Raw genomic sequence first — 23,089 nt, 5'->3', positions numbered from 1 at the left:
GCCTTACTGGGCCCAGAAATCAGCATGATGTGTGGATCGGCTGATGCCGGCCCGCTGGCGTTGAGGAGGGATTGCCGGCCACCGGGGCCGACAATCCGCTGGCGCCAGCGGCGAAAGGCGAAGGCGCTGGGGGGATCACTGCGACTGTTGCTGGAACAGCTCTACGGCGCGCTGGTTGATCTCCTCGACCGTCAGGTTTTCCTTGCGGGTGGCGATGAACCAGACATGTCCGAAAGGATCGCGCAGGGCACCGCTGCGGTCGCCATAGAACTGGTCCTTGATCGGTTCCGCTTCGCTGGCACCGGCGGCAATCGCCCTGGCGAAGTAGCTGTCGACATCTTCGACGTACAGATGCAGGCCCACCGAGGTCTTGTGGGCTTCGGGACTGCCCATCGGCGTTTCCTCGCAAGGGCTGCCGAGCATGATGGGCGCGCCGCCGATAAGCAGCTCGGCATGGCCGACACTGCCATCGGGCATGTCCAGGCGCATGATTTGCTGGGCGCCGAAGGCCTTCTTGTAGAACTCGATGGCTTCGGCGGCCTGGCGGATACCCAGGTAGGGAGTGACGCCTATGAAACCTTCGGGAATGGGTTTGACGCTCATGATGGGGCTCCTTGCTCTTGTTATGGGGGGTGGATCGAGCACTTTCACTCTATACCCGCAATGTTGCAGGACCGGGATGGGCCGACGAGGTGCAGTTCGGGCAGCATCCTTCGGCGATTTGCCCAGGGATCTGGCCCAGCAGTCCCCATGAGCCTCGAGGGCGGATCTTTCGGTTCGACGGTTGCCGTCTCGACATGCCTAAGGTGCCAGGTCATCGCTGGGCGCATCGGGTTCCAGCAGGCGGGCGCCCTGGCCGGTTTCCCCGAGATAGTCGCCCTGGTTGCGCAGCGGACAGCCTTGCATCGACAGGCAGCCGCAGCCGATGCACAGGTTCAGGCGTTCGCGCAGCAAGGTGAGCTGCTGGATGCGGGCGTCCAGCTCGCGGCTCCATTGCTCCGACAAGCGCTGCCAATCCGCGGCGCTGGGCGCTCGGTCATCAGGCAGGGTGGCCAGGGCCCGGCCAATCTCCGCCAGGGGAATGCCCAGGCGCTGGGCCACCTTGATCAGCGCCACCCGGCGCAGCACCGAGCGCGGATAGCGGCGTTGATTACCCTGGTTGCGCTGGCTCTTGATCAGCCCCTTGGTTTCGTAGAAATGCAGCGCGGTGACCGCTACTCCGCTGCGGGCGGCCAGTTGGCCGACGGTGAGTTCCTTGTGGATGGTGTCGTGATCGATCATCGAGGGCGCCAAAAGTGAAAAACGGGCTTGACCTTTACTTAACTAGAGGTTTTACCCTGCCGCATATCCAACCGCAAGATCCTCTTCCGCAGTAGGGAATGACCCATGAGCGCCTTTGAAAGACATCGCAGCTTCACCCAATTGATCGAGTTCGAGATCGAGCCTCATCAACAAGAGGCGCTGGTATCGGCCCTGGCAGCGCAGAGCGAACGGCTGGCCCAGGGCTACGGCGGTTTCCTCAGTGCCAGCGTGCAAGCCAGCGACGATGGGCGGCGGGTGCTCAACTACCTGCAGTGGCAAACCCGCGAGGCCGGCGAGGCGGCGTTCCAGCGTTTCGAGAGTGGCGAGCAGGACTTCTGGCAACTGATCCTGGCGCACCAGACCAAGACCGTGACCTTCGGTTCCTTCCAGGTACGCACCAGCATCGCCCGCAGCCATGACGATGCCTTGCATTGCCACTTGCCGGGCTAGATCGACAACTGCAGGGTGCGCTCGTTGAGGTTGTCCGCAGGTCGGCGCTTGTTCACCGCCAGCTCGCCGATCTTGATCAGCCGGGTCCGGGTGACGTTGCGGCTCAGCCCCAGGAGGTTGGCGGTATGCACCTGGTTGTAGTGGCTGAAGCGGTAGGCCGCGCGCAAGAGGGCGTCCTCGACCTTTTCGTGGAGCGCGCCGGCCTGCTCCGCGAAGAGTTTCTGGAAGGCCCGCTCCAACAGGCCCTCGGCTGAGTCGTCGGGGCCGCAGTGGCCGTCGTCGGCGCGTTCGATGCGCATGTTCGACAAGCGCAGGTCGCCCTCGGCGATAACCCCGTCGCGGCAGATCAGCAGGGTGTGATGGATGACGTTTTCCAGCTCGCGGATATTGCCCGGCCAGCTGTAGCTCTTGAGCTTGTGCTCGGCCTGCGGGCTGATGCTGATGTTGCCGTAGCCCAGGCGCTGGCTGTAGGCCTCGATGAAGTGCCGAGTCAGCGGCAGGATGTCACCGGGGCGTTCTCGCAGCGGGCTCAGTTCCAGGCCGACCACATCCAGGCGGTAGTACAGGTCTTCGCGGAAATTCCCGGCGTTGATGGCCTTTTCCAGCTGCACGTTGGTGGCTGCCAGCACGCGCACATCGATGGGGATGCTCTTGCGTGATCCCAGGCGCACGACTTCGCGCTCCTGCAACACCCGCAACAGCTTGACCTGGATGGCCATGGGCAGGTCGCCGATCTCGTCCAGGAACAAGGTGCCGCCATCGGCTTCCTCGAACCAGCCGGCCTTGGCGCTGAGGGCGCCGGTGAAGGCGCCTTTTTCATGGCCGAACAGTTCGGCTTCCACCAGGGATTCCGAAAAGGCCCCGCAGTTGACCGCCACGAAAGGGCGGTTGCGTCGTGCGCTGAGGTTATGGATATGCCGTGCCACCAACTCCTTGCCGGTCCCGGTCTCGCCAATGATCAGCACGCTGGCCTCGCTTGGCGCCACCTGCTGCAGGTGGGCCAGCAAGGCTTGGGATTTCGGGTCCTCGAACACTTGGGCAGTGGCGCGGATCGAGGTCGCCAGGGCGGGCGAGGGGGGCAGGGTCAGAAGCTGCATGGGCATTCTCCGCAGGCAGAAGGCTAGGAATAGAAAGTCGGCGTCGGCAGGGCCTGGTTCAGCGCCCAGTCCCCCAGCTCATGGAGCTTGTAGTCCAGTGGGTCGTGCAGGGTCTGGGTGCGCAGGTTGCGCCAATGCCGGTCCAGGCCCAGGGAAGCGTGGGTCGAGCGGGCCCCGGTGACCTCGAACAACCGGCTGCACAGCTCCAGGCCCTGGCGGCTGGCAGCGACCTTGGCGGTGGCGATGGCGGTGGCCAGGTGTCCCCGTTCTTCGGCGCCCAGGGCGGGGCCTTTGGCCCAGGCCTGGTCCAGCAGGACACCAGCTCGTTCCACCAACAGGCGGATGCCTTCCAGGGCCACCCAGAACTCGCCGTAGTGGCTGAGGATGTAGGGATCTTGGCTGATGTCGCGGGCGTTGGAGCGATGCCAGACCCGGGTTTCGCCGAGGGTGTATTGCCGGGCCTCGGCGAAGGCACCTTCGGCGATTCCGAGGAACATGTGGCTGAAGGTCAATTGGGCGATCAATGGGCGCAGGCAGGCGAATGGCGTGCTGAGCGGGCCCGGGTCCAGCAGCAGTTCGGACTCCTCGACCCTGACCCGCTCGAAGGTGGCGCTGCCACTGTCGGTCTGGCGCTGGCCGATATTGTTCCAGTCGTTGTGCAGGGTGATGCCGCTGCGGCCGCTGGGAATCGCCGCGATCAACAATTTGCCGCCGTTGCTCTCGTCCACCGCCGAGGCGATGAGCATTTCCGAATCGCTGGCCCCGGAACAGAAGCTCTTCTTGCCGGAGAATTCGCGCCAGCCCCCCAGGTTCTTGACCACCGTGCGGGTGTCCAGGGGGTTGAGGGCATTGCCCCAGAACCAGTTCTTGCGCGCCGTCTGCTCGAACCATGGCTGCCACTGCTCGGGCCGGGCGAACAGGCGCACGGTGGCCAGCATCAGGTGATGGAAGCCGAAGACATGGGCGATGGAGCTGTCGACCCTGGCGAATTCGCGAACGACTTGTAGGGTTTCGCTCCAGGAGGCGCCGAGACCGCCGAACTGGCGGGGAATGCTCAGGGCCAGCAGGCCGCTGTGGCGCAGGGCGTCGCGTTCGGCCTTGGGAGTGCCGCCGCGCTCATCGCGCTCGACGGCGCTCAGGGCGAATTCGGCAGCTAGCTGGCGGGCGGTCTGCAGGGGGGATAACAGGGCGCTTTGCGGTGTGGCAGTCACGCGGTGTTCCTCATTCTTGGCCGTCGCTGCGGCGGGGGAAGGACGGTGCAGGAGCCGTCGCTGGCGCCAGGGGCGCCTGGCCACGGCTGGCTGCGAAGCTCAGCGGTTGGGCAGCACGTCGTTGGCGATCATTTCGCCGAACGGCCCGGTCAGGTTGGTCAGGCCACGGCCGGCCAGGCTGGCGTAGGGTTCCGGTAGCAGCGGGAACACCAGTTCGGCGAAGCGGTAGGCCTCCTCCAGATGCGGATAGCCGGAGAAGATGAAGCTGTCGATGCCCAGGTCCGCATATTCCTTGATCCGTTCGGCTACTTGCCGTGGATCGCCCACCAGGGCGGTGCCGGCGCCACCGCGTACCAGGCCGACCCCTGCCCAGAGGTTGGGCGCGATTTGCAGCTGGTCGCGGCGCCCGCCATGCAGGGCGGCCATGCGTCGCTGGCCTTCGGAGTCGAACCGCGCGAACGACTGCTGGGCGGCAGCGATGGTTTCGTCGCTGATGTGCTCGATCAGCCGGTCGGCGGCCTTCCAGGCTTGCTCTTCGGTTTCGCGCACGATGACGTGCAGGCGGATCCCGAACTTCACCTGGCGGCCCTTGCGGGCAGCGCGCTCGCGCACGTCGGCGAGCTTCTGCGCCACTGCCGCTGGCGGTTCGCCCCAGGTCAGGTAGACGTCCACCTGGTCGGCGGCCAGTTCATGGGCAGCCTCGGAGGAACCACCGAAATACAACGGTGGATAGGGCTTCTGCACCGGCGGGTAGAGGGCCTTGGCGTTTTGTACATGCAGGTGCTTGCCCTGGAAATCCACGGCCTCGCCTTGCAGGACCCGGCGCCAGATCCGCAGGAATTCGTCGGTAACCTCGTAGCGCTCGCCATGGCTGAGGAAGCTGCCGTCACCACGGTTTTCGTCCGGGTCGCCGCCAGTCACCACGTTGATCAGCAAACGGCCGTTGGACAGGCGGTCAAGGGTCGCGGCCATGCGTGCCGAGACCGTGGGCGAGATGATCCCGGGGCGGATCGCCACCAGATAGCGCAGGCGCTCGGTCAGGGGCACCAGGGCCGAGGCGATGACCCAGGAGTCCTCGCAGGAGCGTCCGGTGGGAATCAGCACGCCGTGATAGCCGAGGCTGTCCGCGGCCTGGGCCACTTGCTTGAGGTAGTTGAGAGTGACCGGGCGCGCACCCTGGGTGGTGCCCAGGAAATGACCGTCGCCGTGGGTCGGGAGAAACCAGAACACATCCATGTTTGCTCCTCAGGCGATTTTCAGCAGTTTGTCCGGGTGCGCGGCAAACAGCGGCGCGGCTCGCTCGGCGGCCAGGCGGATGCGTGCCTGCAGCAACTCGCTGGTGATCCGGTAGTCGCTGAAGTCGGCCTCGGTGGCATACACGCCGATCGGCAGGGTCAGGGCCTGGAAGAAGCTGAACAGTGGGCGCAACTGATGGTCCAGGACCAGGGCATGCCGCTCGCTGCCGCCGGTGGCGGCCAGCAGGACCGGGGTGTCCACCAGGGCGTTGAGGTCGATCAGGTCGAACAGGTGCTTGAGCAGGCCCGGATAGGAGCCGCGATATACCGGGGCGGCGACGATCAGCAGGTCGGCGCTCTCGATGGCTTGCAACTCGGCCTCCACTTCAGGCGGCAATTCCTGGCGCGACAGGGCCGCACCCACGGGCCGGGCAATGTCGCCCAGTTCGATCAGGTGGCTGGCGATCGGCAGTTGGCTCGACAGTTCGGCCAGCAGGGCCTGGGTCAGGACCAGGGTCCGGGACGGACGCCAGGTACCACCGGAGAGGGCAACGACATTCAAGGGACGGGACATGGACAACTCCTTGGCAAAGACAGTGGCTCGACGAGCCTTGGCAGGTGCCAGGCCTTGGAGCAAGAGCTGTACCAACCCCCTGTTAGCCTTGTGCCACGAGGCTTGCGCCTTGTGAGCAAGGTTTGGCTGTTGTTGGACCAGCACTGTTTTGTTGATCGGTTGTTGCCAGCGCAACAGTTGCCCTGGCAACAGTTGGGTGACGGGATGTGGTTGTTATAAATGCTGTTTTTTATTCCGCAAAAGAGCGTTTTTCTCTATTTATAGAATTTTGGGGAATATGCCTGTCGCTTAGCGTCGATCCATGAACAGTCGATAGCGACTATCGAGCGGGATGATTTTTGCCCCGCACGGCCCGCGAGTAGCCTGACTCCATCGTTCGCAACCTGCTCCAGGTGCCCGCCATGAAGGCTTTATCCGTTGTCTTGCTGTTGTTGGTTTTCAGTGTCCTGGCCGGCTGCGCCAGCCCCGGCGCTCCGGAACTGCGTCCCTATACCGCCCAGGAAACTCGCGAGCTGGCCCTGGAAGCCCTGAGCCGGCGCGGCTTGTCGTTCGAGGAGTACCAGCAGAAGAAGGCCGAGTTGCAGGGGCATTCGGCGGCCTTCGATGACAGCGGTGAAATGAGCGCCCAACGTAGTATCAGTCGCATCCAGCCAGCCAGTTGAAGAAGACTGTACCGGTCGAAGTTTCCGTCAACTGTCCGTGGGTTTCGCCGTGGGCGTGGAGTAGGGTCGAAGCCTGACCGACCTGCTCCCGGATCCTTCAAACCATGCCGCTTAGCCCCGACCTGTTGTTGGCGTTCGCCCTGTTTGCCCTGGTCACTTCGATTACCCCTGGCCCCAACAACACCATGTTGCTGGCCTCGGGCGTGAATTTCGGCTTCAGGCGCTCGATTGCGCATATCCTCGGCATCAGCTGCGGTTTCTTCGTGCTGGTGCTGGCGGTCGGCCTGGGCCTGGGGGCGGTGTTCGAGGCTTATCCACTGCTGTATGGCGTGCTGCGCTATGTCGGGGCGGCCTACCTGTTGTACCTGGCGTGGAATATCGCCCGTTCCGGTCCTCTATCCGATGAGCAGCAGGGCCGGGGCCGGCCCCTGGGGTATTGGGGGGCCGCGGCTTTCCAGTGGGTCAACCCCAAGGCCTGGGTCATGGCTGTGGGCGCCATCAGCACCTATACGCCGCTGCAAGGCTATTTCACCAATGTGCTGGTGATCGCCGCGGTATTTGCCCTGATCAATGCCCCGACCGTCAGTCTCTGGGCGGCCTGCGGCAGCCTGCTGCGCAATGTGTTGCGCAATCCGCGCTGGTTGCGCCTGTTCAACCTGGGGATGGCGGCGCTGTTGGTGCTGTCCTTGGTTCCACTGCTGGTGGAAAGCCTTTGTTAAGTCCCACTTCAATTTTGCGGTCCTGGCCTGTTAAGCTGGCTGCCAGGAGCGTTCCTACGCACTTTTAAATGAAGTCCTCTTCCTTTAAGCATCTGATCGGGTATCGCCTCGCTGACTACCGTTGATGCGCCTGCTGCGAATGACGCGTCGATGGGTCTTCTTTTTCGAATCGACCCCGGTCCTGGAACAAGCTCTGCAGGTTTTCAGCCATGAACACACGTCCTCTTTATCTTGATTACGCTGCCACCACGCCGGTGGATGAGCGGGTCATCCAGGTGATGCTCGAGTGCCTGGGCTTCGATGGCAATTTCGGCAATCCGGCGTCCAGCTCCCATGCCTTCGGCCAGCAGGCGCGTCGTAGCGTCGAGAATGCGCGGCAGCAGGTGGCGCAATTGGTCGGTGCGGAGCCGGAACAGATCATCTGGACGTCGGGGGCCACCGAGTCCAACAACCTGGCGCTCAAGGGTTTGATGCAGGCCCGTGGCCATGTCATCACCAGTCAGATCGAACACAAGGCGGTTCTGGATACTGCCCGGCAGTTGCAGGATGCCGGCGTGGCGGTGACCTACCTGGCGCCCGATGCCGATGGGCTGATCGGCCCCGAGGCAGTGAGCCGGGCCATGAGAGATGACACCGTACTGGTGTCGCTGATGCTGGTGAACAATGAGCTCGGCACTCTCAACGACATCCCGGCAATCGGCCAGGTGGTCCGTGAGCACGGGGCCTTGTTGCATGTGGACGCCGCCCAGGGCGCTGGCAAGGTCGCCATCGATCTCGCCCGCTGGCCGGTGGACTTGATGTCGTTTTCCGCCCACAAGCTCTACGGCCCCAAGGGCATTGGCGCCTTGTATGTCGGGCCCCGGGCTCGCCAGCGATTGCAGGCGCAGATCCATGGCGGCGGGCATGAGGGTGGGCTGCGTTCCGGGACGTTGGCCACCCACCAGATTGCCGCCATGGGTGCAGCCTTCGCTTTGGCGGGGGAGTCGTGGCAGGAGGAGACTGCAAAGATCGCCCGCCTGCGCCAGCGGCTGCTCGCGCAATTGGCCGATATCGCCGGCCTGCGCCTCAATGGCAGTGATACCCAGCGCATACCCCATACCTTGAGCCTGACCTTCGCCGAAGGTGGGTTCGATGCCGCCGCATTGAGTGCGTCCATGGCGTTTTCCGCTACGTCGGCCTGCAATTCGGCAAGCAATACTCCGTCCCATGTGCTGTTGGCGCTGGGGCTCGATGCCCGGCAGGCCGGCAGGACCATTCGCTTGAGTCTCGGACGTTTCACCACCGAGCAGGATGTGGACCGTGCAGCACAACTGATCAAGGCGTCACTCGCCACTGCTCCGGCATTCTGGGCCGGAGCCAAGACCTGAGGATCGGGCGGCCCCGATCTTCCATAACAATGATTAGCCGGTTAAGGAGACACAATGAGTACGCAGCCTTCGACCAACGCAGGGGTCCCCCAGCGCCTGGCGCATGTCCGCCAGTTGATGAACCGCGAGGGTATCCATGCCCTGCTGGTACCCTCGGCCGATCCGCATCTGTCGGAATACCTGCCGGGCTACTGGCAGGGGCGCCAATGGTTGTCGGGTTTCCACGGTTCGGTCGGCACCTTGATCGTGACTGCGGACTTTGCCGGCGTGTGGGCCGATAGTCGTTACTGGGAGCAGGCCACCAAGGAGCTCAAGGGCAGCGGCATCGAGTTGGTGAAGCTCTTGCCTGGCCAACCCGGTCCCCTGGACTGGCTGGCACAGCAGACGCCTGCCGGTGGTGTGGTTGCAGTGGATGGCGCGGTCATGGCGCTGGCGTCGGCCCGTACCCTGGGCGACAAGCTGGCCGAGCGTGGAGCCAGCCTGCGTGCCGATATCGATTTACTCCTGGAGGCCTGGCATGATCGCCCGGCGTTGCCCGACCAGCCGGTGTACCAGCACCTGCCGCCCCAGGCCACGCAAAGCCGGGTGGAGAAGCTCGCGGCGCTGCGTGAGGTGCTGAAGGAGCGTGGTGCGGACTGGCATTTCATCGCCACCCTGGACGACATCGCCTGGCTGTTCAACCTGCGTGGCGCGGATGTGTCCTTCAACCCGGTATTCGTTTCCTTCGCCCTGATCAGCCAGCAACAGGCCACCTTGTTCGTGGCCCTGGACAAGATCGATGCGCAGCTGCGTGCGGTACTTGAAGCCGATGGCGTCAGCCTGCGTGATTATTCACAAGTGGCGGCGGCGCTGGGTGCGGTACCCGGCACTGCGAGCCTGCTGATCGATCCGGCACGGGTCACGGTGGGCCTGCTGGAGCACCTCGATCCGCAGGTACGGCTGGTCGAAGGGCTCAACCCCACGACCCTGGCCAAGTCACGCAAGAGCCTGGCCGATGCCGAACACATTCGCCAGGCCATGGAGCAGGACGGTGCGGCGTTGTGCGAGTTCTTCGCCTGGTTGGACGGTGCGCTGGGCCGTGAGCGCATCACCGAGCTGACCATCGATGAACACCTGACCGCAGCCCGTGAGCGGCGTCCGGGTTATGTGTCGCTGAGCTTCAATACCATCGCGGCGTTCAACGCCAATGGCGCGATGCCCCATTACCACGCCACTGCCCAGGAGCATGCGGTGATCGAGGGTGACGGCTTGTTGCTGATCGACTCCGGCGGCCAGTACCTGGGGGGGACCACCGACATCACGCGCATGGTGCCGATCGGTACGCCCAGCGCCGAGCAGAAGCGTGACTGCACCCGGGTGCTCAAGGGGGTCATCGCGCTGTCCCGTGCGCAGTTCCCGCGGGGCATTCTCTCGCCCTTGCTGGATGCCATCGCCCGTGCGCCGATCTGGGCCGAAGGCGTGGACTACGGGCATGGCACCGGACACGGCGTCGGGTATTTCCTCAATGTCCACGAAGGTCCGCAGGTGATCGCCTATCAGGCGGCGCCGACACCGCAGACGGCGATGCAGCCGGGGATGATCACGTCCATCGAGCCCGGGACCTATCGCCCTGGACGTTGGGGGGTGCGTATCGAGAACCTGGCGTTGAACCGCGAGGCGGGCAGCAGCGAGTTCGGCGAATTCCTGCGTTTCGAAACCCTGACCCTGTGCCCCATCGATACCCGTTGCCTGGAGCCTTCGTTGCTCACCCAGCAAGAGCGTGAGTGGTTCAATGCCTATCACGAGGAAGTGCGGCAGCGCCTGAGCCCCCTGTTGCAAGGGGCGGCGCTGGATTGGCTGCAGGTGCGTACCGCGGCAATCTGAAAACCACCTTCACCCGCGCAAGGCGGGTGATGCCAAGGAGCGTGCTCCCGGTGAAGGCCACCGGGAGCACTCGGCCTTACTGTGCAGCCAGTGCTTCGCGCACGAAATCCAGGCGGTCCTGGCCAAAGAACAGTTCGTCTCCCACGAACATGCTGGGGGCACCGAACACTCCTCGCTGCAACGCTTGCTCGGTCTTGTCCTTGAGCCTGGCCTTGACCTCTTCATCATTGCTCAGGTCGAGGATCTGCTGTGGATCGAAACCGCTTCGTTCCAGGACCTGGGTCACGGTGGTGGGGTCGTTGAGGTTCTGTTTGTCGACCCAGAGTGCGCGGAACAGGCAGTCGATGAAGTCGACGAAACGTTCCGGCAGGCGCATCTGCACACCGGTGGTTGCGCGCATCAGCAACAGGGTGTTGATGGGGAAGTGCGGGTTGAAGCTGAGCTGCACCTGGTAGCGCCGGGCGAAACGTGCCAGGTCGTGCAGCATGTAGCGCCCCTTGGCGGGGATGCTGATGGGGGAGGCATTGCCTGTGGTCTTGAAGACGCCTCCCAGCAGCATGGGGTGGTAGACCAGTTGACTGCCGGTCTGGGCACAGATCTGCGGCAGTTGGGTGTAGGCCAGGTAGGCGGTCGGGCTGCCCAGGTCGAAGAAGAACTCCACGCTTTTGCTCATGATCGAATCTCGATGATTGTTCTTGCAGAGAGGGTTCACCAGCGCTCGCTCCAGGGGCGCAGGTCCATCTCGAAGGTCCAGGCATCCCGGGGTTGGCTATGCAGGTACCAGTAGTTCTCGGCGATATGCTCGGGATCGAGAATGCCGTCCTGGTCCTTGAGGGCGTATTTCTCGGGGAATGTGCTGCGGATGAAGTCGGTATCGATGGCGCCGTCGACTATGACGTGGGCCACATGGATATTCATTGGCCCCAGCTCGCGGGCCATGCTCTGGGCCAGGGCGCGAATGCCGTGCTTGGCTCCGGCGAAGGCGGCAAACCCGGCGGCACCCCGTATCCCGGCGGTCGCGCCAGTGAACAGGATGGTGCCGCGCTGGCGGGTAGCCATGCGCTTGGCCACTTCACGGGCATTGAGGAATCCGGAAAAACAGGCCATTTCCCAGATCTTGAAATACTTGCGCGCCGTTTCTTCGAGGATGCTGCACGGCACGTTGGCACCTATGTTGAATACGAAGGCTTCGATGGGGCCGAGCTGCGTTTCGATCTGTTCGACCAGGGCGATCACTTCCTCTTCCTTGCGGGCGTCACACGCGAAGCCATGGGCTTCGCCGCCTGCCTGCTGGATGCTTTGCACCAGAGGTTGCAGTTTGTCCGCGCTGCGCCGGGTTACGCAGGCGATGAAACCTTCGGCGGCGAAACGTTTGGCAATGGCGCCACCTGTGGCATCGCCGGCACCAACCACCAGTACGACTTTCTTCTTGTTCAAGGTCATGAGGGGCTCGCTCTTTGGTAAACGATCGTTAGGTAAACGAACGTTATGCTATGATTTTTCAGTCGTCAAGAATGTCTAGGGGAGCTTTCAGGGATGCGTTATTCCGCCGGTCACAAGCAGGAAACCCGTGAACGCCTGTTGCAGAGCAGTTCGGTCCAGGCCAAGGACGAAGGTTTTTCCACTGTCGGGGTCGATGCCTTGATGAAGGCCATCGGCCTGAGCGGCGGGGCTTTCTACAGCCATTTTGCTTCCAAGGACGAACTGTTCGGTTCGATTGTCGAGCGCGAACTGCGCCAGAGCCTGGAGCGCCTGGCAGGCAACGGCCAGCACGATCGGGAGAAGTTGCGACGCTGTCTGAAGCAGTACTTGAGCATGGCCCATGTGCAGCAGCCGGGAGCAGGCTGCGCGTTGCCGGCGCTGGGGGTGGAGATTTCCCGAGGCCCGGAGGAGGTGCGCCAGCGGGCCGAGGATCTTATCTATCGATTACACCAGGCCTGGGCGCAAACGCTGGGCAGCGAGAGCCTGGCCTGGTCGATCCTGGCGCAATGCGTGGGGGCCCTGATGGTGGCGCGGATGCTGGTGAGCTCGAGCCTCCAGGAGCAGCTCCTGGCCGGCAATCATGAACAGATCATCGGACAACTGGAGCGCCTGCCCCACGACTGAGAAGCCGGGTTATTTGCAGATCACGATCATGCTGCGGCTGGTATAGCCGGCAGGGTTCAGGCCGAAGGGGTAATCCCCTGGATCTTCGACCGCATCGCCGGATTTGGCGATCACCTTGTAACCCTTCGGTCCGCAGGACTCGCTTGCCTTGGTGTAGCACTTGTCCCAAGAAGAGGACAAACCCGAGCAATTGATGTGGAGTCCTTTTTTACCCCGTTTGACTTCGGTCTTGCTGGTGGTTGCCGCACAACCTGTAATGGCAAGTATGGTCAGCAGAATCAAAAATCGTTTCATCCCCGTCCTTATCGCTAGCCTCGGATCTGATGTCCGAGTGTGACTGCAGTATCTGGCGTCTTTTGCGTTGGCGATATCCCTGTCCGACAACTTCCTGGGTGACGTTGAACAGCCGGCTAAACATGGCCTAATTGAGCGTCAATTACCAGAGTTGCCTCTCAATCAGCTGCAACTAATGGCTTTGGGTCGCGGCGCATGGTCAGGGTGGCCCCAACGGAAGCGAGGATGATGCAAGCGATTGCGGCCCATTGAGCCAGGGACAGGTATTCATGCAGGAACAGCAGGCCGGAGAGTGCACCGAAGGCAGGCTCGATGCTCATCAGGGTGCCGAAGGTTCGTGCGGGGATGCGAGTCAGCGCGACCATTTCCAGGCTGTAGGGCAGTGCGGTGGACAATACGGCCACCCCCAGCGCTACGGGGATCAGGGATGGAGTGAGCAGTGCCGCGCCGGCATGGGCGATACCTATGGGGGCGACCAGCAGTGCTGCGATCAACACGCCAAGGGCTGCTGTCTGGATCCCGTTCTCGGCGCCGGCCTTTTGGCCGAAGAGGATATAGAGCGCCCAGCAGATCCCCGCGCCCAATGCATAGCTGGCACCGACCAGGTCGATGGCGGTCTCGGTGGCTCCGGTCGGGATCAGTAGCACCAGGCCGACGATCGCCAGGGCTATCCATAGAAAGTCCTGTGGCCTGCGCGAGGCGCAGAGAGCTACGGCCAGTGGGCCGGTGAATTCCAGGGCCACGGCGATTCCTAGTGGCACGCTGCGCAGGGACATATAGAAGAGGAAGTTCATTCCACCCAATGCCATGCCGTAGACCAGCACCGTGCGTAATGTCTTGCCGGTGAACCTGGCACGCCAGGGTCTTAGCAGGAGCAGCATGATGATACTGGCGAAAACCAGCCTGAGGGCTGTGGTGCCTTGCGCACCCACGACGGGGAACATGCTCTTGGCCAGGGAGGCTCCTGATTGGATCGAGGCCATGGCAATAAGCAGCAGGCCGACCGGAAACAGGGTCGAGGCGAGGCTGCGGGGGTGGTCGTTCATGCAGGGCGTCCAAGGTATGGGGAAGAAAGAGTACTTGGGGCATGATGCTCAACTAACGGTAGATGGGCAATATAGTGCGCAAAGTCTTTTTCACGCTTCTATATAGAGGTGTCGAATCGGCTGTTTTGCGTTGAGTCATAGAAAATGCAAATTAATGCTTGACGGCAGATTCTACAGGTCTATAATTCGCCCCACTTCCGGCGCAGTCGAAACGGAAAACTCCTTGAAATTCAACGAGTTACGAAGATTTCGGCAGCGGTCACGCTTCAGTTCATCGAAGTCCGAAAGGAGCTGATAAGGCAGCGAAAGTAGCCTTGTTAGCGTTTCGATCCTCTCGATCGAAAGCGGTTAAAAAGAGGTGTTGACAGCAGCGTGTAACGCTGTAGAATTCGCCTCCCGCTAACGAGAGATCGAAAGCGCAAGTGGTTGAAGTTGCAAAGGAAACTTTGAAAACTTCTTAAAAAAAATCACTTGACAGCAAATGAGGCTGCTGTAGAATGCGCGCCTCGGTTGAGACGAAAGATCTTAACCAACCGCTCTTTAACAACTGAATCAAGCAATTCGTGTGGGTGCTTGTGTAGTCAGACTGATAGTCAAAAAGATTATCAGCATCACGAGTGACCATGCGAGAAATCACATAGTCATTTGAGATTGCTGAGCCAAGTTTAGGGTTTCTTAAAAACCCAAGCAGTATTGAACTGAAGAGTTTGATCATGGCTCAGATTGAACGCTGGCGGCAGGCCTAACACATGCAAGTCGAGCGGATGAAGTGAGCTTGCTCACGGATTTAGCGGCGGACGGGTGAGTAATGCCTAGGAATCTGCCTGGTAGTGGGGGATAACGTTTCGAAAGGGACGCTAATACCGCATACGTCCTACGGGAGAAAGCAGGGGACCTTCGGGCCTTGCGCTATCAGATGAGCCTAGGTCGGATTAGCTAGTTGGTGAGGTAATGGCTCACCAAGGCGACGATCCGTAACTGGTCTGAGAGGATGATCAGTCACACTGGAACTGAGACACGGTCCAGACTCCTACGGGAGGCAGCAGTGGGGAATATTGGACAATGGGCGAAAGCCTGATCCAGCCATGCCGCGTGTGTGAAGAAGGTCTTCGGATTGTAAAGCACTTTAAGTTGGGAGGAAGGGCAGTAAGCTAATATCTTGCTGTTTTGACGTTACCGACAGAATAAGCACCGGCTAACTCTGTGCCAGCAGCCGCGGTAATACAGAGGGTGCAAGCGTTAATCGGAATTACTGGGCGTAAAGCGCGCGTAGGTGGTTTGTTAAGTTGGATGTGAAAGCCCCGGGCTCAACCTGGGAACTGCATCCAAAACTGGCAAGCTAGAGTATGGTAGAGGGTGGTGGAATTTCCTGTGTAGCGGTGAAATGCGTAGATATAGGAAGGAACACCAGTGGCGAAGGCGACCACCTGGACTGATACTGACACTGAGGTGCGAAAGCGTGGGGAGCAAACAGGATTAGATACCCTGGTAGTCCACGCCGTAAACGATGTCAACTAGCCGTTGGGGTCCTTGAGACTTTAGTGGCGCAGCTAACGCATTAAGTTGACCGCCTGGGGAGTACGGCCGCAAGGTTAAAACTCAAATGAATTGACGGGGGCCCGCACAAGCGGTGGAGCATGTGGTTTAATTCGAAGCAACGCGAAGAACCTTACCAGGCCTTGACATGCAGAGAACTTTCCAGAGATGGATTGGTGCCTTCGGGAGCTCTGACACAGGTGCTGCATGGCTGTCGTCAGCTCGTGTCGTGAGATGTTGGGTTAAGTCCCGTAACGAGCGCAACCCTTGTCCTTAGTTACCAGCACGTTATGGTGGGCACTCTAAGGAGACTGCCGGTGACAAACCGGAGGAAGGTGGGGATGACGTCAAGTCATCATGGCCCTTACGGCCTGGGCTACACACGTGCTACAATGGTCGGTACAGAGGGTTGCCAAGCCGCGAGGTGGAGCTAATCCCACAAAACCGATCGTAGTCCGGATCGCAGTCTGCAACTCGACTGCGTGAAGTCGGAATCGCTAGTAATCGCGAATCAGAATGTCGCGGTGAATACGTTCCCGGGCCTTGTACACACCGCCCGTCACACCATGGGAGTGGGTTGCACCAGAAGTAGCTAGTCTAACCTTCGGGAGGACGGTTACCACGGTGTGATTCATGACTGGGGTGAAGTCGTAACAAGGTAGCCGTAGGGGAACCTGCGGCTGGATCACCTCCTTAATCGACGACATCAGCTGCTTCATAAGCTCCCACACGAATTGCTTGATTCATTGAAGAAGACGATAGAAGCAGCTTTAAGCTCCAAGCTGATAGCTCCAAGCTAACAGTTACAAGCTCGAAATTGGGTCTGTAGCTCAGTTGGTTAGAGCGCACCCCTGATAAGGGTGAGGTCGGCAGTTCGAATCTGCCCAGACCCACCAATTTTGTTATGGGGCCATAGCTCAGCTGGGAGAGCGCCTGCCTTGCACGCAGGAGGTCAGCGGTTCGATCCCGCTTGGCTCCACCATAAACTGCTTCTGAAAGCTTAGAAATGAGCATTCAAATCGAATGTTGATTTCTAGTCTTTTGATTAGATCGTTCTTTAAAAATTTGGGTATGTGATAGAAAGATAGACTGAACACTACTTCACTGGTAGTGGATCAGGCTAAGGTAAAGTTTGTGAATTCAAACTTTCGGCGAATGTCGTCTTCACAGTATAACCAGATTGCTTGGGGTTATATGGTCAAGTGAAGAAGCGCATACGGTGGATGCCTTGGCAGTCAGAGGCGATGAAAGACGTGGTAGCCTGCGATAAGCTTCGGGGAGTCGGCAAACAGACTTTGATCCGGAGATCTCTGAATGGGGGAACCCAACCATCATAAGATGGTTATCTTGCACTGAATACATAGGTGCAAGAGGCGAACCAGGGGAACTGAAACATCTAAGTACCCTGAGGAAAAGAAATCAACCGAGATTCCCTTAGTAGTGGCGAGCGAACGGGGACTAGCCCTTAAGCTTCTTTGATTTTAGCGGAACGCTCTGGAAAGTGCGGCCATAGTGGGTGATAGCCCTGTACGCGAAAGGATCTTAGAAGTGAAATCGAGTAGGACGGGGCACGAGAAACCTTGTCTGAATATGGGGGGACCATCCTCCAAGGCTAAATACTACTGACTGACCGATAGTGAACTAGTACCGTGAGGGAAAGGCGAAAAGAACCCCGGAGAGGGGAGTGAAATAGATCCTGAAACCGTATGCGTACAAGCAGTGGGAGCAGACTTTGTTCTGTGACTGCGTACCTTTTGTATAATGGGTCAGCGACTTATATTCAGTGGCAAGCTTAACCGAATAGGGGAGGCGTAGCGAAAGCGAGTCTTAATAGGGCGTTTAGTCGCTGGGTATAGACCCGAAACCGGGCGATCTATCCATGGGCAGGTTGAAGGTTAGGTAACACTGACTGGAGGACCGAACCGACTACCGTTGAAAAGTTAGCGGATGACCTGTGGATCGGAGTGAAAGGCTAATCAAGCTCGGAGATAGCTGGTTCTCCTCGAAAGCTATTTAGGTAGCGCCTCATGTATCACTCTAGGGGGTAGAGCACTGTTTCGGCTAGGGGGTCATCCCGACTTACCAAACCGATGCAAACTCCGAATACCTAGAAGTGCCGAGCATGGGAGACACACGGCGGGTGCTAACGTCCGTCGTGAAAAGGGAAACAACCCAGACCGTCAGCTAAGGTCCCAAAGTTATGGTTAAGTGGGAAACGATGTGGGAAGGCTTAGACAGCTAGGAGGTTGGCTTAGAAGCAGCCATCCTTTAAAGAAAGCGTAATAGCTCACTAGTCGAGTCGGCCTGCGCGGAAGATGTAACGGGGCTCAAACCATACACCGAAGCTACGGGTATCACGTAAGTGATGCGGTAGAGGAGCGTTCTGTAAGCCTGTGAAGGTGAGTTGAGAAGCTTGCTGGAGGTATCAGAAGTGCGAATGCTGACATGAGTAACGACAATGCGAGTGAAAAACTCGCACGCCGAAAGACCAAGGTTTCCTGCGCAACGTTAATCGACGCAGGGTTAGTCGGTCCCTAAGGCGAGGCTGAAAAGCGTAGTCGATGGAAAACAGGTTAATATTCCTGTACTTCTGGTTATTGCGATGGAGGGACGGAGAAGGCTAGGCCAGCTTGGCGTTGGTTGTCCAAGTTTAAGGTGGTAGGCTGAAATCTTAGGAAAATCCGGGATTTCAAGGCCGAGAGCTGATGACGAGTTACCTTTTAGGTGACGAAGTGGTTGATGCCATGCTTCCAAGAAAAGCTTCTAAGCTTCAGATAACCAGGAACCGTACCCCAAACCGACACAGGTGGTTAGGTAGAGAATACCAAGGCGCTTGAGAGAACTCGGGTGAAGGAACTAGGCAAAATGGCACCGTAACTTCGGGAGAAGGTGCGCCGGTGAGGGTGAAGGACTTGCTCCGTAAGCCCATGCCGGTCGAAGATACCAGGCCGCTGCGACTGTTTATTAAAAACACAGCACTCTGCAAACACGAAAGTGGACGTATAGGGTGTGACGCCTGCCCGGTGCCGGAAGGTTAATTGATGGGGTTAGCGCAAGCGAAGCTCTTGATCGAAGCCCCGGTAAACGGCGGCCGTAACTATAACGGTCCTAAGGTAGCGAAATTCCTTGTCGGGTAAGTTCCGACCTGCACGAATGGCGTAACGATGGCGGCGCTGTCTCCACCCGAGACTCAGTGAAATTGAAATCGCTGTGAAGATGCAGTGTATCCGCGGCTAGACGGAAAGACCCCGTGAACCTTTACTATAGCTTTGCACTGGACTTTGAGCTTGCTTGTGTAGGATAGGTGGGAGGCTTTGAAGTGGGGACGCCAGTTCTCATGGAGCCATCCTTGAAATACCACCCTGGCAACCTTGAGGTTCTAACTCAGGTCCGTTATCCGGATCGAGGACAGTGTATGGTGGGTAGTTTGACTGGGGCGGTCTCCTCCTAAAGAGTAACGGAGGAGTACGAAGGTGCGCTCAGACCGGTCGGAAATCGGTCGCAGAGTATAAAGGCAAAAGCGCGCTTGACTGCGAGACAAACACGTCGAGCAGGTACGAAAGTAGGTCTTAGTGATCCGGTGGTTCTGTATGGAAGGGCCATCGCTCAACGGATAAAAGGTACTCCGGGGATAACAGGCTGATACCGCCCAAGAGTTCATATCGACGGCGGTGTTTGGCACCTCGATGTCGGCTCATCACATCCTGGGGCTGAAGCCGGTCCCAAGGGTATGGCTGTTCGCCATTTAAAGTGGTACGCGAGCTGGGTTTAGAACGTCGTGAGACAGTTCGGTCCCTATCTGCCGTGGACGTTTGAGATTTGAGAGGGGCTGCTCCTAGTACGAGAGGACCGGAGTGGACGAACCTCTGGTGTTCCGGTTGTCACGCCAGTGGCATTGCCGGGTAGCTATGTTCGGAAAAGATAACCGCTGAAAGCATCTAAGCGGGAAACTTGCCTCAAGATGAGATCTCACTGGGATCTTGAATCCCCTAAAGGGCCGTCGAAGACTACGACGTTGATAGGTTGGGTGTGTAAGCGCTGTGAGGCGTTGAGCTAACCAATACTAATTGCCCGTGAGGCTTGACCATATAACACCCAAGCAATTTGCGAACTCGACAGAGACCAGATTGCGGTGTGTGAAGATGACCAACCGAAAGTTTGACACACAAACCTATTGCATACCCATTCGCTGGAACGTTGCCCAAACAACGGCTCAGCTACAGAATTTCTTGACGACCATAGAGCATTGGAACCACCTGATCCCATCCCGAACTCAGCAGTGAAACGATGCATCGCCGATGGTAGTGTGGGGTTTCCCCATGTGAGAGTAGGTCATCGTCAAGATTAAATTCCGAAACCCCAACTGCGAAAGCAGTTGGGGTTTTGTCTTTGCGCGGACGAAAACTAGCAGAGCGGCCCGGCACTTGCCGGGCCTGACCTGGTTCAGGCAAGCACTTGCCCGGGTCGCAGGCGGGTGATCCACTTGCCGTGCTGCTCCGCATCCCTGAGCGCCTCGAGCTTTGCCGGCAGTTCGTTGAAGTCGAAAGGCAGCAGGGCAGAGCCCTTGAGCTGACCTTGTGCAACCTGCTGCAGCAAATAGGTACCCTGTTGCTGGTAGCGTTGCCAATCCGCCTCAACGCCGTGTGCATGAAGACTGTTCAACGCCACTTCATGCAGGGAAATGGCTGTGCTGAATGCTGGCAACGGCGCCGTCTCCTGGCGATCCTGGATACACACCAAGTGCCCGTTGTAGCCCAGCAACTCGGCCAGGTTCGCCGCGTGTCTGCCGCTGACCGTATCGAAGATAGCCGAAAGCCGGCGGCTACCCAGGCGGGATTGCAATTCAGCCCGCCACTCTGGCCGATGATAGTCGAAGACTCCAACCACACCTTGCTCCAGCAGTCGTTCATGATGCTTGGCTGAAGCCGTGGCCCAGACCCGCATCCCCCTTTTTACCGCCATCTGCGCCAGCAACGAGCCCACGGCGCCGCCGGCACCCACCACCAGCACATCCCCCACGCCCGCCTGGGGCAGCTTGTCCAAAGCTTGCAGGGCCGTCAGACCTGGGCATGGCAAGGCCGCCGCCACAGCGTCGTCCAGCTCATCGGGCAGGACGAGGGCGGCCCTGGCATCGATCAGGCTGTATTCGGCGAAACTACCGTCAGCGCTCAACCCCTGGTGATAAGCCACCCGGGTTCCTGGTCGGATGCTCGCATCAGGGCCTGCCGCCGCCACTACCCCGACCCCATCCACACCCGGCACATGGCCGTCCCGCCAGTCGTCGTGGCCCCACTCGATCATTTTCCAATCCACCGGATTCAACGCGATCACGCTATTGGCGATCAGCAGTTGATTGGCCGACGGTTGCGGCAGGGCTTTACGGATCGATCGCAGGCCAGGCAGGCCGGCTCCCCGGGTCCAGCCCCAGGCCACATATTCGCTTGGCATCTTCACTCTCCATCAGGTTTCAAGACGCTCTTGCGCCAGCCAGGTCGACCGGCCAAGAGCATCTTGCAGTCTCCCCAGTGAGTAATGCGGGAAAAACCCAAGAATCGGAACAACACCCTTGATCACAGGTCAATAATGCCCTCCGGCCAGCACCATTGATCAGCCGTGGGGGAAATCCCGGCAAAGTCGGCGGCCGGTTTTTGGTATGGTGCAGCTCTTTTTTACGGACCCGATTTCACCCGCACGGACCAGCGTCGACCTCTATTTCACCGAGAAGCTGTAGCAATGCCCGAAGCGATTCCGATCAAGGACCACGAGAAAGAAACCCGCCTGGTCAACAAGCGGCTGCTGGCCTGCGCCGTGCTGGTAGCGGCGATCACCTGTGCGTTGGTGGGGCGCATGTATTTCCTCCAGGTGGTGGAGTTCGATTACCACTCCACTGTTTCGCAGAACAACCGTGTCCACGTGTTGCCCATCACCCCGACCCGTGGGGTGATCTATGACCGCAATGGCGTGGTCCTGGCGGACAACCGCCCCAGCTTCAACCTGACCATCACCCGTGAGCGCGCCACCGATCTCAAAGGCGAACTGGATACCGTGGCCGAGCTCCTGCACTTGCCGCCGGAAGACCGGGCGCTGTTCGACAAGGCCATGAAGCAGGCCCGCCATCCTTTCGTGCCCGTCACCCTGTTCTACCAGCTCACTGAGGAGCAGATCGCCGTATTGGCGGTGAACGAATACCGCTTGCCAGGCATGGATGTCGAAGCCCAGTTCGTCCGGCATTACCCCCTGGGGATGCACTTCGCCCACTCCATCGGTTATGTCGGGCGGATCAACGAGAAAGAAGCCAAGACCCTGGACTCGGTTGAGTACCGCGGTACCCAATCCATCGGCAAGACCGGTATCGAGAAGTTCTACGAATCCGAACTGCATGGCCATGTCGGTTACGAAGAGGTGGAGACCAACGCTCAGGGGCGGGTCATGCGCGTGCTCAAGCACACCGATCCGGTTCCCGGGAAGAACATCGTCCTGAGCCTGGACGTGAAGCTCCAGGAGGCTGCCGAGCAAGCCCTGGGCGACCGCCGCGGCTCGGTGGTTGCCCTGGACCCGTCCACGGGCGAAGTGCTGGCCATGGTCAGCAACCCCAGCTTCGACCCCAACCTGTTCGTTACCGGCATCAGTTTCAAGGAATATGCCGCCCTGCATGATTCCATCGACCGGCCGCTGTTCAACCGCGCGTTGCGCGGCCTCTATGCGCCGGGCTCGACCATCAAGCCGGAAGTGGCCATCGCCGGCCTGGATACCGGCGTGGTCACCCCCTCCAGCCGCGTCTTCGATCCGGGCTACTACCAACTGCCGGACTACGACCACAAATACCGCAATTGGAACCGCAGTGGCGACGGCTGGGTGGACATGGACGCGGCGATCATGCGCTCCAACGACACCTACTTCTACGACCTGGCCCACAAGCTGGGCATCGATCGCCTGCACGACTACATGGCCATGTTCGGCCTCGGGGAGAAGGTCTCCCTGGACATGTTCGAGGAAGCCCCGGGACTGATGCCGTCCCAGGCCTGGAAGCGCGCCACCCGCCGCCAGGCGTGGTTCCCGGGAGAAACGCTGATCCTCGGCATTGGCCAGGGCTACATGCAGGTCACGCCGCTGCAGCTGGCCCAGGCCACGGCACTGATCGCCAACAAGGGGGTATGGAACCGGCCGCACCTGGCCAAGACCGTCGATGGCGTGGCCCCGGTGGACCCGCATCCGATGCCCAACATCCTGTTGAAGGACCCGCGCGAGTGGGACCAGGTCAACCATGGCATGCAGATGGTCATGCACGATCCTCGCGGCATCGCCCGTGCCGCCGCCGCTGGGGCCCAGTACCGGATCGCCGGCAAGAGTGGTACCGCCCAGGTGGTGGCGATCAAGCAGGGCGAGCGTTATGACCGCCTCAAGACCCGTGAGCGCAACCGCGACAACGCCCTGTTCGTCGGCTTCGCCCCGGCCGAGCATCCGCAGATCGTGATCTCGGTGATGATCGAGAACGGCGAGGCCGGTGGCCGGGTCGCCGGCCCCGTGGTGCGGCAGATCATGGACGCCTGGCTACTGGACCAGAACGGCCACCTCAAGCCGCAGTACGCCGCACCGGCCAAGGCTCCTGGCGATCCCCACGCCTGAG

General features: G+C 60.0%; 18 protein-coding genes, 2 tRNA genes and 3 rRNA genes. 12 read left to right on the top strand and 11 right to left on the bottom strand.

The genetic code is table 11. From position 1 onward, the window contains the following. Window positions 1-135: 135 nt before the first annotated feature. Both C4K40_RS21530 and soxR read right to left on the bottom strand, forming a co-directional pair. Entirely contained in the window at window positions 136-603 is a 468-nt protein-coding gene (locus C4K40_RS21530) for a VOC family protein (protein ID WP_053132993.1), read from the bottom strand. Between the two features lie 198 nt (window positions 604-801). Then, complete coding sequence (gene soxR, locus C4K40_RS21525; protein ID WP_022639954.1) at window positions 802-1,281, bottom strand: redox-sensitive transcriptional activator SoxR; 480 nt, start codon at window positions 1,279-1,281, stop codon at window positions 802-804. Window positions 1,282-1,386: 105 nt separating this feature from the next. Here soxR and C4K40_RS21520 point away from each other — a divergent pair, with 105 nt between their 5' ends. Then, window positions 1,387-1,752, top strand: coding sequence for an antibiotic biosynthesis monooxygenase (locus C4K40_RS21520; protein WP_053132990.1), 366 nt, complete (start codon window positions 1,387-1,389; stop codon window positions 1,750-1,752). Here C4K40_RS21520 and C4K40_RS21515 read toward each other — a convergent pair. The 4 genes from C4K40_RS21515 to msuE form a co-directional block, all read right to left on the bottom strand. Then, window positions 1,749-2,849 carry a sigma-54-dependent Fis family transcriptional regulator gene (locus C4K40_RS21515; RefSeq protein WP_022639952.1) on the bottom strand — a complete coding sequence of 367 codons (1,101 nt, stop codon included), beginning with the start codon at window positions 2,847-2,849 and terminating at the stop codon, window positions 1,749-1,751. The genes C4K40_RS21520 and C4K40_RS21515 overlap by 4 nt on opposite strands. A 23-nt stretch (window positions 2,850-2,872) precedes the next feature. After that, window positions 2,873-4,060 carry an acyl-CoA dehydrogenase family protein gene (locus C4K40_RS21510; protein WP_053132987.1) on the bottom strand — a complete coding sequence of 396 codons (1,188 nt, stop codon included), beginning with the start codon at window positions 4,058-4,060 and terminating at the stop codon, window positions 2,873-2,875. Between the two features lie 99 nt (window positions 4,061-4,159). Further along, window positions 4,160-5,296: an FMNH2-dependent alkanesulfonate monooxygenase gene (ssuD, locus tag C4K40_RS21505; protein ID WP_022639950.1), complete on the bottom strand. Its 1,137-nt coding sequence runs from the start codon at window positions 5,294-5,296 to the stop codon at window positions 4,160-4,162. Between the two features lie 9 nt (window positions 5,297-5,305). Continuing rightward, entirely contained in the window at window positions 5,306-5,869 is a 564-nt protein-coding gene (msuE, locus tag C4K40_RS21500) for an FMN reductase (RefSeq protein ID WP_022639949.1), read from the bottom strand. A 401-nt stretch (window positions 5,870-6,270) separates the two neighbouring features. On the opposite strand from msuE, the gene C4K40_RS21495 reads away from it, so the two are divergent. The 4 genes from C4K40_RS21495 to C4K40_RS21480 all read left to right on the top strand — a co-directional run bounded on the left by C4K40_RS21495 (window position 6,271) and on the right by C4K40_RS21480 (window position 10,480). Continuing rightward, window positions 6,271-6,531, top strand: coding sequence for a hypothetical protein (locus C4K40_RS21495; RefSeq protein WP_053132984.1), 261 nt, complete (start codon window positions 6,271-6,273; stop codon window positions 6,529-6,531). Between the two features lie 104 nt (window positions 6,532-6,635). After that, window positions 6,636-7,250, top strand: coding sequence for a LysE family translocator (locus C4K40_RS21490; protein WP_022639947.1), 615 nt, complete (start codon window positions 6,636-6,638; stop codon window positions 7,248-7,250). A 209-nt stretch (window positions 7,251-7,459) separates the two neighbouring features. Continuing rightward, window positions 7,460-8,617, top strand: a complete 1,158-nt coding sequence (locus C4K40_RS21485) for an aminotransferase class V-fold PLP-dependent enzyme (protein WP_031320228.1) — start codon at window positions 7,460-7,462, stop codon at window positions 8,615-8,617. Window positions 8,618-8,671: 54 nt separating this feature from the next. Further along, a complete protein-coding gene (locus C4K40_RS21480) occupies window positions 8,672-10,480 on the top strand; it encodes an aminopeptidase P family protein (protein WP_053132981.1) in 1,809 nt (602 codons plus the stop codon). A gap of 76 nt (window positions 10,481-10,556) precedes the next feature. On the opposite strand, the gene C4K40_RS21475 is transcribed toward C4K40_RS21480, so the two are convergent. Together C4K40_RS21475 and C4K40_RS21470 are read right to left on the bottom strand one after the other, a co-directional pair. Continuing rightward, on the bottom strand, window positions 10,557-11,153 hold the full coding sequence (locus tag C4K40_RS21475; RefSeq protein ID WP_053132979.1) for a 2-hydroxychromene-2-carboxylate isomerase: 597 nt from the start codon (window positions 11,151-11,153) through the stop codon (window positions 10,557-10,559). A gap of 35 nt (window positions 11,154-11,188) precedes the next feature. Further along, entirely contained in the window at window positions 11,189-11,923 is a 735-nt protein-coding gene (locus C4K40_RS21470; RefSeq protein ID WP_022639865.1) for an SDR family oxidoreductase, read from the bottom strand. A 93-nt stretch (window positions 11,924-12,016) separates the two neighbouring features. Here C4K40_RS21470 and C4K40_RS21465 point away from each other — a divergent pair, with 93 nt between their 5' ends. Continuing rightward, window positions 12,017-12,586, top strand: coding sequence for a TetR/AcrR family transcriptional regulator (locus tag C4K40_RS21465; protein ID WP_053132976.1), 570 nt, complete (start codon window positions 12,017-12,019; stop codon window positions 12,584-12,586). A 9-nt stretch (window positions 12,587-12,595) separates the two neighbouring features. Here the strand turns inward: C4K40_RS21465 and C4K40_RS21460 are convergent, their stop codons facing one another. Together C4K40_RS21460 and rhtA are read right to left on the bottom strand one after the other, a co-directional pair. Next, the gene (locus C4K40_RS21460; protein WP_031320227.1) at window positions 12,596-12,880 is read right to left on the bottom strand and encodes a hypothetical protein; all 285 of its coding nucleotides are present in this window, start codon (window positions 12,878-12,880) and stop codon (window positions 12,596-12,598) included. A 158-nt stretch (window positions 12,881-13,038) separates the two neighbouring features. Further along, window positions 13,039-13,926: a threonine/homoserine exporter RhtA gene (gene rhtA / locus C4K40_RS21455; RefSeq protein WP_053132972.1), complete on the bottom strand. Its 888-nt coding sequence runs from the start codon at window positions 13,924-13,926 to the stop codon at window positions 13,039-13,041. A gap of 695 nt (window positions 13,927-14,621) precedes the next feature. Here rhtA and C4K40_RS21445 point away from each other — a divergent pair. From C4K40_RS21445 to rrf, 5 genes are all read left to right on the top strand, one after another. Continuing rightward, window positions 14,622-16,158 (top strand): 16S ribosomal RNA (locus C4K40_RS21445). 123 nt (window positions 16,159-16,281) lie between these two features. Beyond that, window positions 16,282-16,358 (top strand) — tRNA-Ile (locus C4K40_RS21440). Between the two features lie 10 nt (window positions 16,359-16,368). Next, window positions 16,369-16,444, top strand: a tRNA-Ala gene (locus tag C4K40_RS21435). Between the two features lie 214 nt (window positions 16,445-16,658). After that, window positions 16,659-19,550: ribosomal RNA gene (locus C4K40_RS21430) — 23S ribosomal RNA — on the top strand. 140 nt (window positions 19,551-19,690) lie between these two features. Then, window positions 19,691-19,806, top strand: a 5S ribosomal RNA gene (gene rrf / locus C4K40_RS21425). The 16S, 23S and 5S rRNA genes sit together here with 2 tRNA genes alongside, the layout of an rRNA operon. Window positions 19,807-19,905: 99 nt before the next feature. Here rrf and C4K40_RS21420 read toward each other — a convergent pair. Further along, window positions 19,906-20,910 (bottom strand): alcohol dehydrogenase catalytic domain-containing protein, encoded by a 1,005-nt coding sequence (locus C4K40_RS21420; protein ID WP_053138840.1) that lies wholly within the window; start codon window positions 20,908-20,910, stop codon window positions 19,906-19,908. A gap of 285 nt (window positions 20,911-21,195) precedes the next feature. Here C4K40_RS21420 and mrdA point away from each other — a divergent pair, with 285 nt between their 5' ends. Continuing rightward, window positions 21,196-23,088: a penicillin-binding protein 2 gene (mrdA, locus tag C4K40_RS21415; RefSeq protein ID WP_053138837.1), complete on the top strand. Its 1,893-nt coding sequence runs from the start codon at window positions 21,196-21,198 to the stop codon at window positions 23,086-23,088. Window position 23,089 lies beyond the last annotated feature (1 nt).

It is taken from the genome of Pseudomonas sp. CMR5c (assembly GCF_003850545.1).
In the GTDB taxonomy this organism is placed as follows: Bacteria; Pseudomonadota; Gammaproteobacteria; order Pseudomonadales; family Pseudomonadaceae; genus Aquipseudomonas; species Aquipseudomonas piscis.
This window is presented reverse-complemented; position numbering and strand designations above follow the sequence as displayed.

What these genes read in the sequence shown, in the direction of transcription:
- C4K40_RS21530 (WP_053132993.1), bottom strand. Translation starts at nt 603, where the DNA reads ATGAGCGTCAAACCCATTCCCGAAGGTTTCATAGGCGTCACTCCCTAC.
- soxR (WP_022639954.1), bottom strand. Translation starts at nt 1,281, where the DNA reads ATGATCGATCACGACACCATCCACAAGGAACTCACCGTCGGCCAACTG.
- C4K40_RS21520 (WP_053132990.1), top strand. Translation starts at nt 1,387, where the DNA reads ATGAGCGCCTTTGAAAGACATCGCAGCTTCACCCAATTGATCGAGTTC.
- C4K40_RS21515 (WP_022639952.1), bottom strand. Translation starts at nt 2,849, where the DNA reads ATGCAGCTTCTGACCCTGCCCCCCTCGCCCGCCCTGGCGACCTCGATC.
- ssuD (WP_022639950.1), bottom strand. Translation starts at nt 5,296, where the DNA reads ATGGATGTGTTCTGGTTTCTCCCGACCCACGGCGACGGTCATTTCCTG.
- msuE (WP_022639949.1), bottom strand. Translation starts at nt 5,869, where the DNA reads ATGTCCCGTCCCTTGAATGTCGTTGCCCTCTCCGGTGGTACCTGGCGT.
- C4K40_RS21495 (WP_053132984.1), top strand. Translation starts at nt 6,271, where the DNA reads ATGAAGGCTTTATCCGTTGTCTTGCTGTTGTTGGTTTTCAGTGTCCTG.
- C4K40_RS21490 (WP_022639947.1), top strand. Translation starts at nt 6,636, where the DNA reads ATGCCGCTTAGCCCCGACCTGTTGTTGGCGTTCGCCCTGTTTGCCCTG.
- C4K40_RS21485 (WP_031320228.1), top strand. Translation starts at nt 7,460, where the DNA reads ATGAACACACGTCCTCTTTATCTTGATTACGCTGCCACCACGCCGGTG.
- C4K40_RS21480 (WP_053132981.1), top strand. Translation starts at nt 8,672, where the DNA reads ATGAGTACGCAGCCTTCGACCAACGCAGGGGTCCCCCAGCGCCTGGCG.
- C4K40_RS21475 (WP_053132979.1), bottom strand. Translation starts at nt 11,153, where the DNA reads ATGAGCAAAAGCGTGGAGTTCTTCTTCGACCTGGGCAGCCCGACCGCC.
- C4K40_RS21470 (WP_022639865.1), bottom strand. Translation starts at nt 11,923, where the DNA reads ATGACCTTGAACAAGAAGAAAGTCGTACTGGTGGTTGGTGCCGGCGAT.
- C4K40_RS21465 (WP_053132976.1), top strand. Translation starts at nt 12,017, where the DNA reads ATGCGTTATTCCGCCGGTCACAAGCAGGAAACCCGTGAACGCCTGTTG.
- C4K40_RS21460 (WP_031320227.1), bottom strand. Translation starts at nt 12,880, where the DNA reads ATGAAACGATTTTTGATTCTGCTGACCATACTTGCCATTACAGGTTGT.
- rhtA (WP_053132972.1), bottom strand. Translation starts at nt 13,926, where the DNA reads ATGAACGACCACCCCCGCAGCCTCGCCTCGACCCTGTTTCCGGTCGGC.
- C4K40_RS21420 (WP_053138840.1), bottom strand. Translation starts at nt 20,910, where the DNA reads ATGCCAAGCGAATATGTGGCCTGGGGCTGGACCCGGGGAGCCGGCCTG.
- mrdA (WP_053138837.1), top strand. Translation starts at nt 21,196, where the DNA reads ATGCCCGAAGCGATTCCGATCAAGGACCACGAGAAAGAAACCCGCCTG.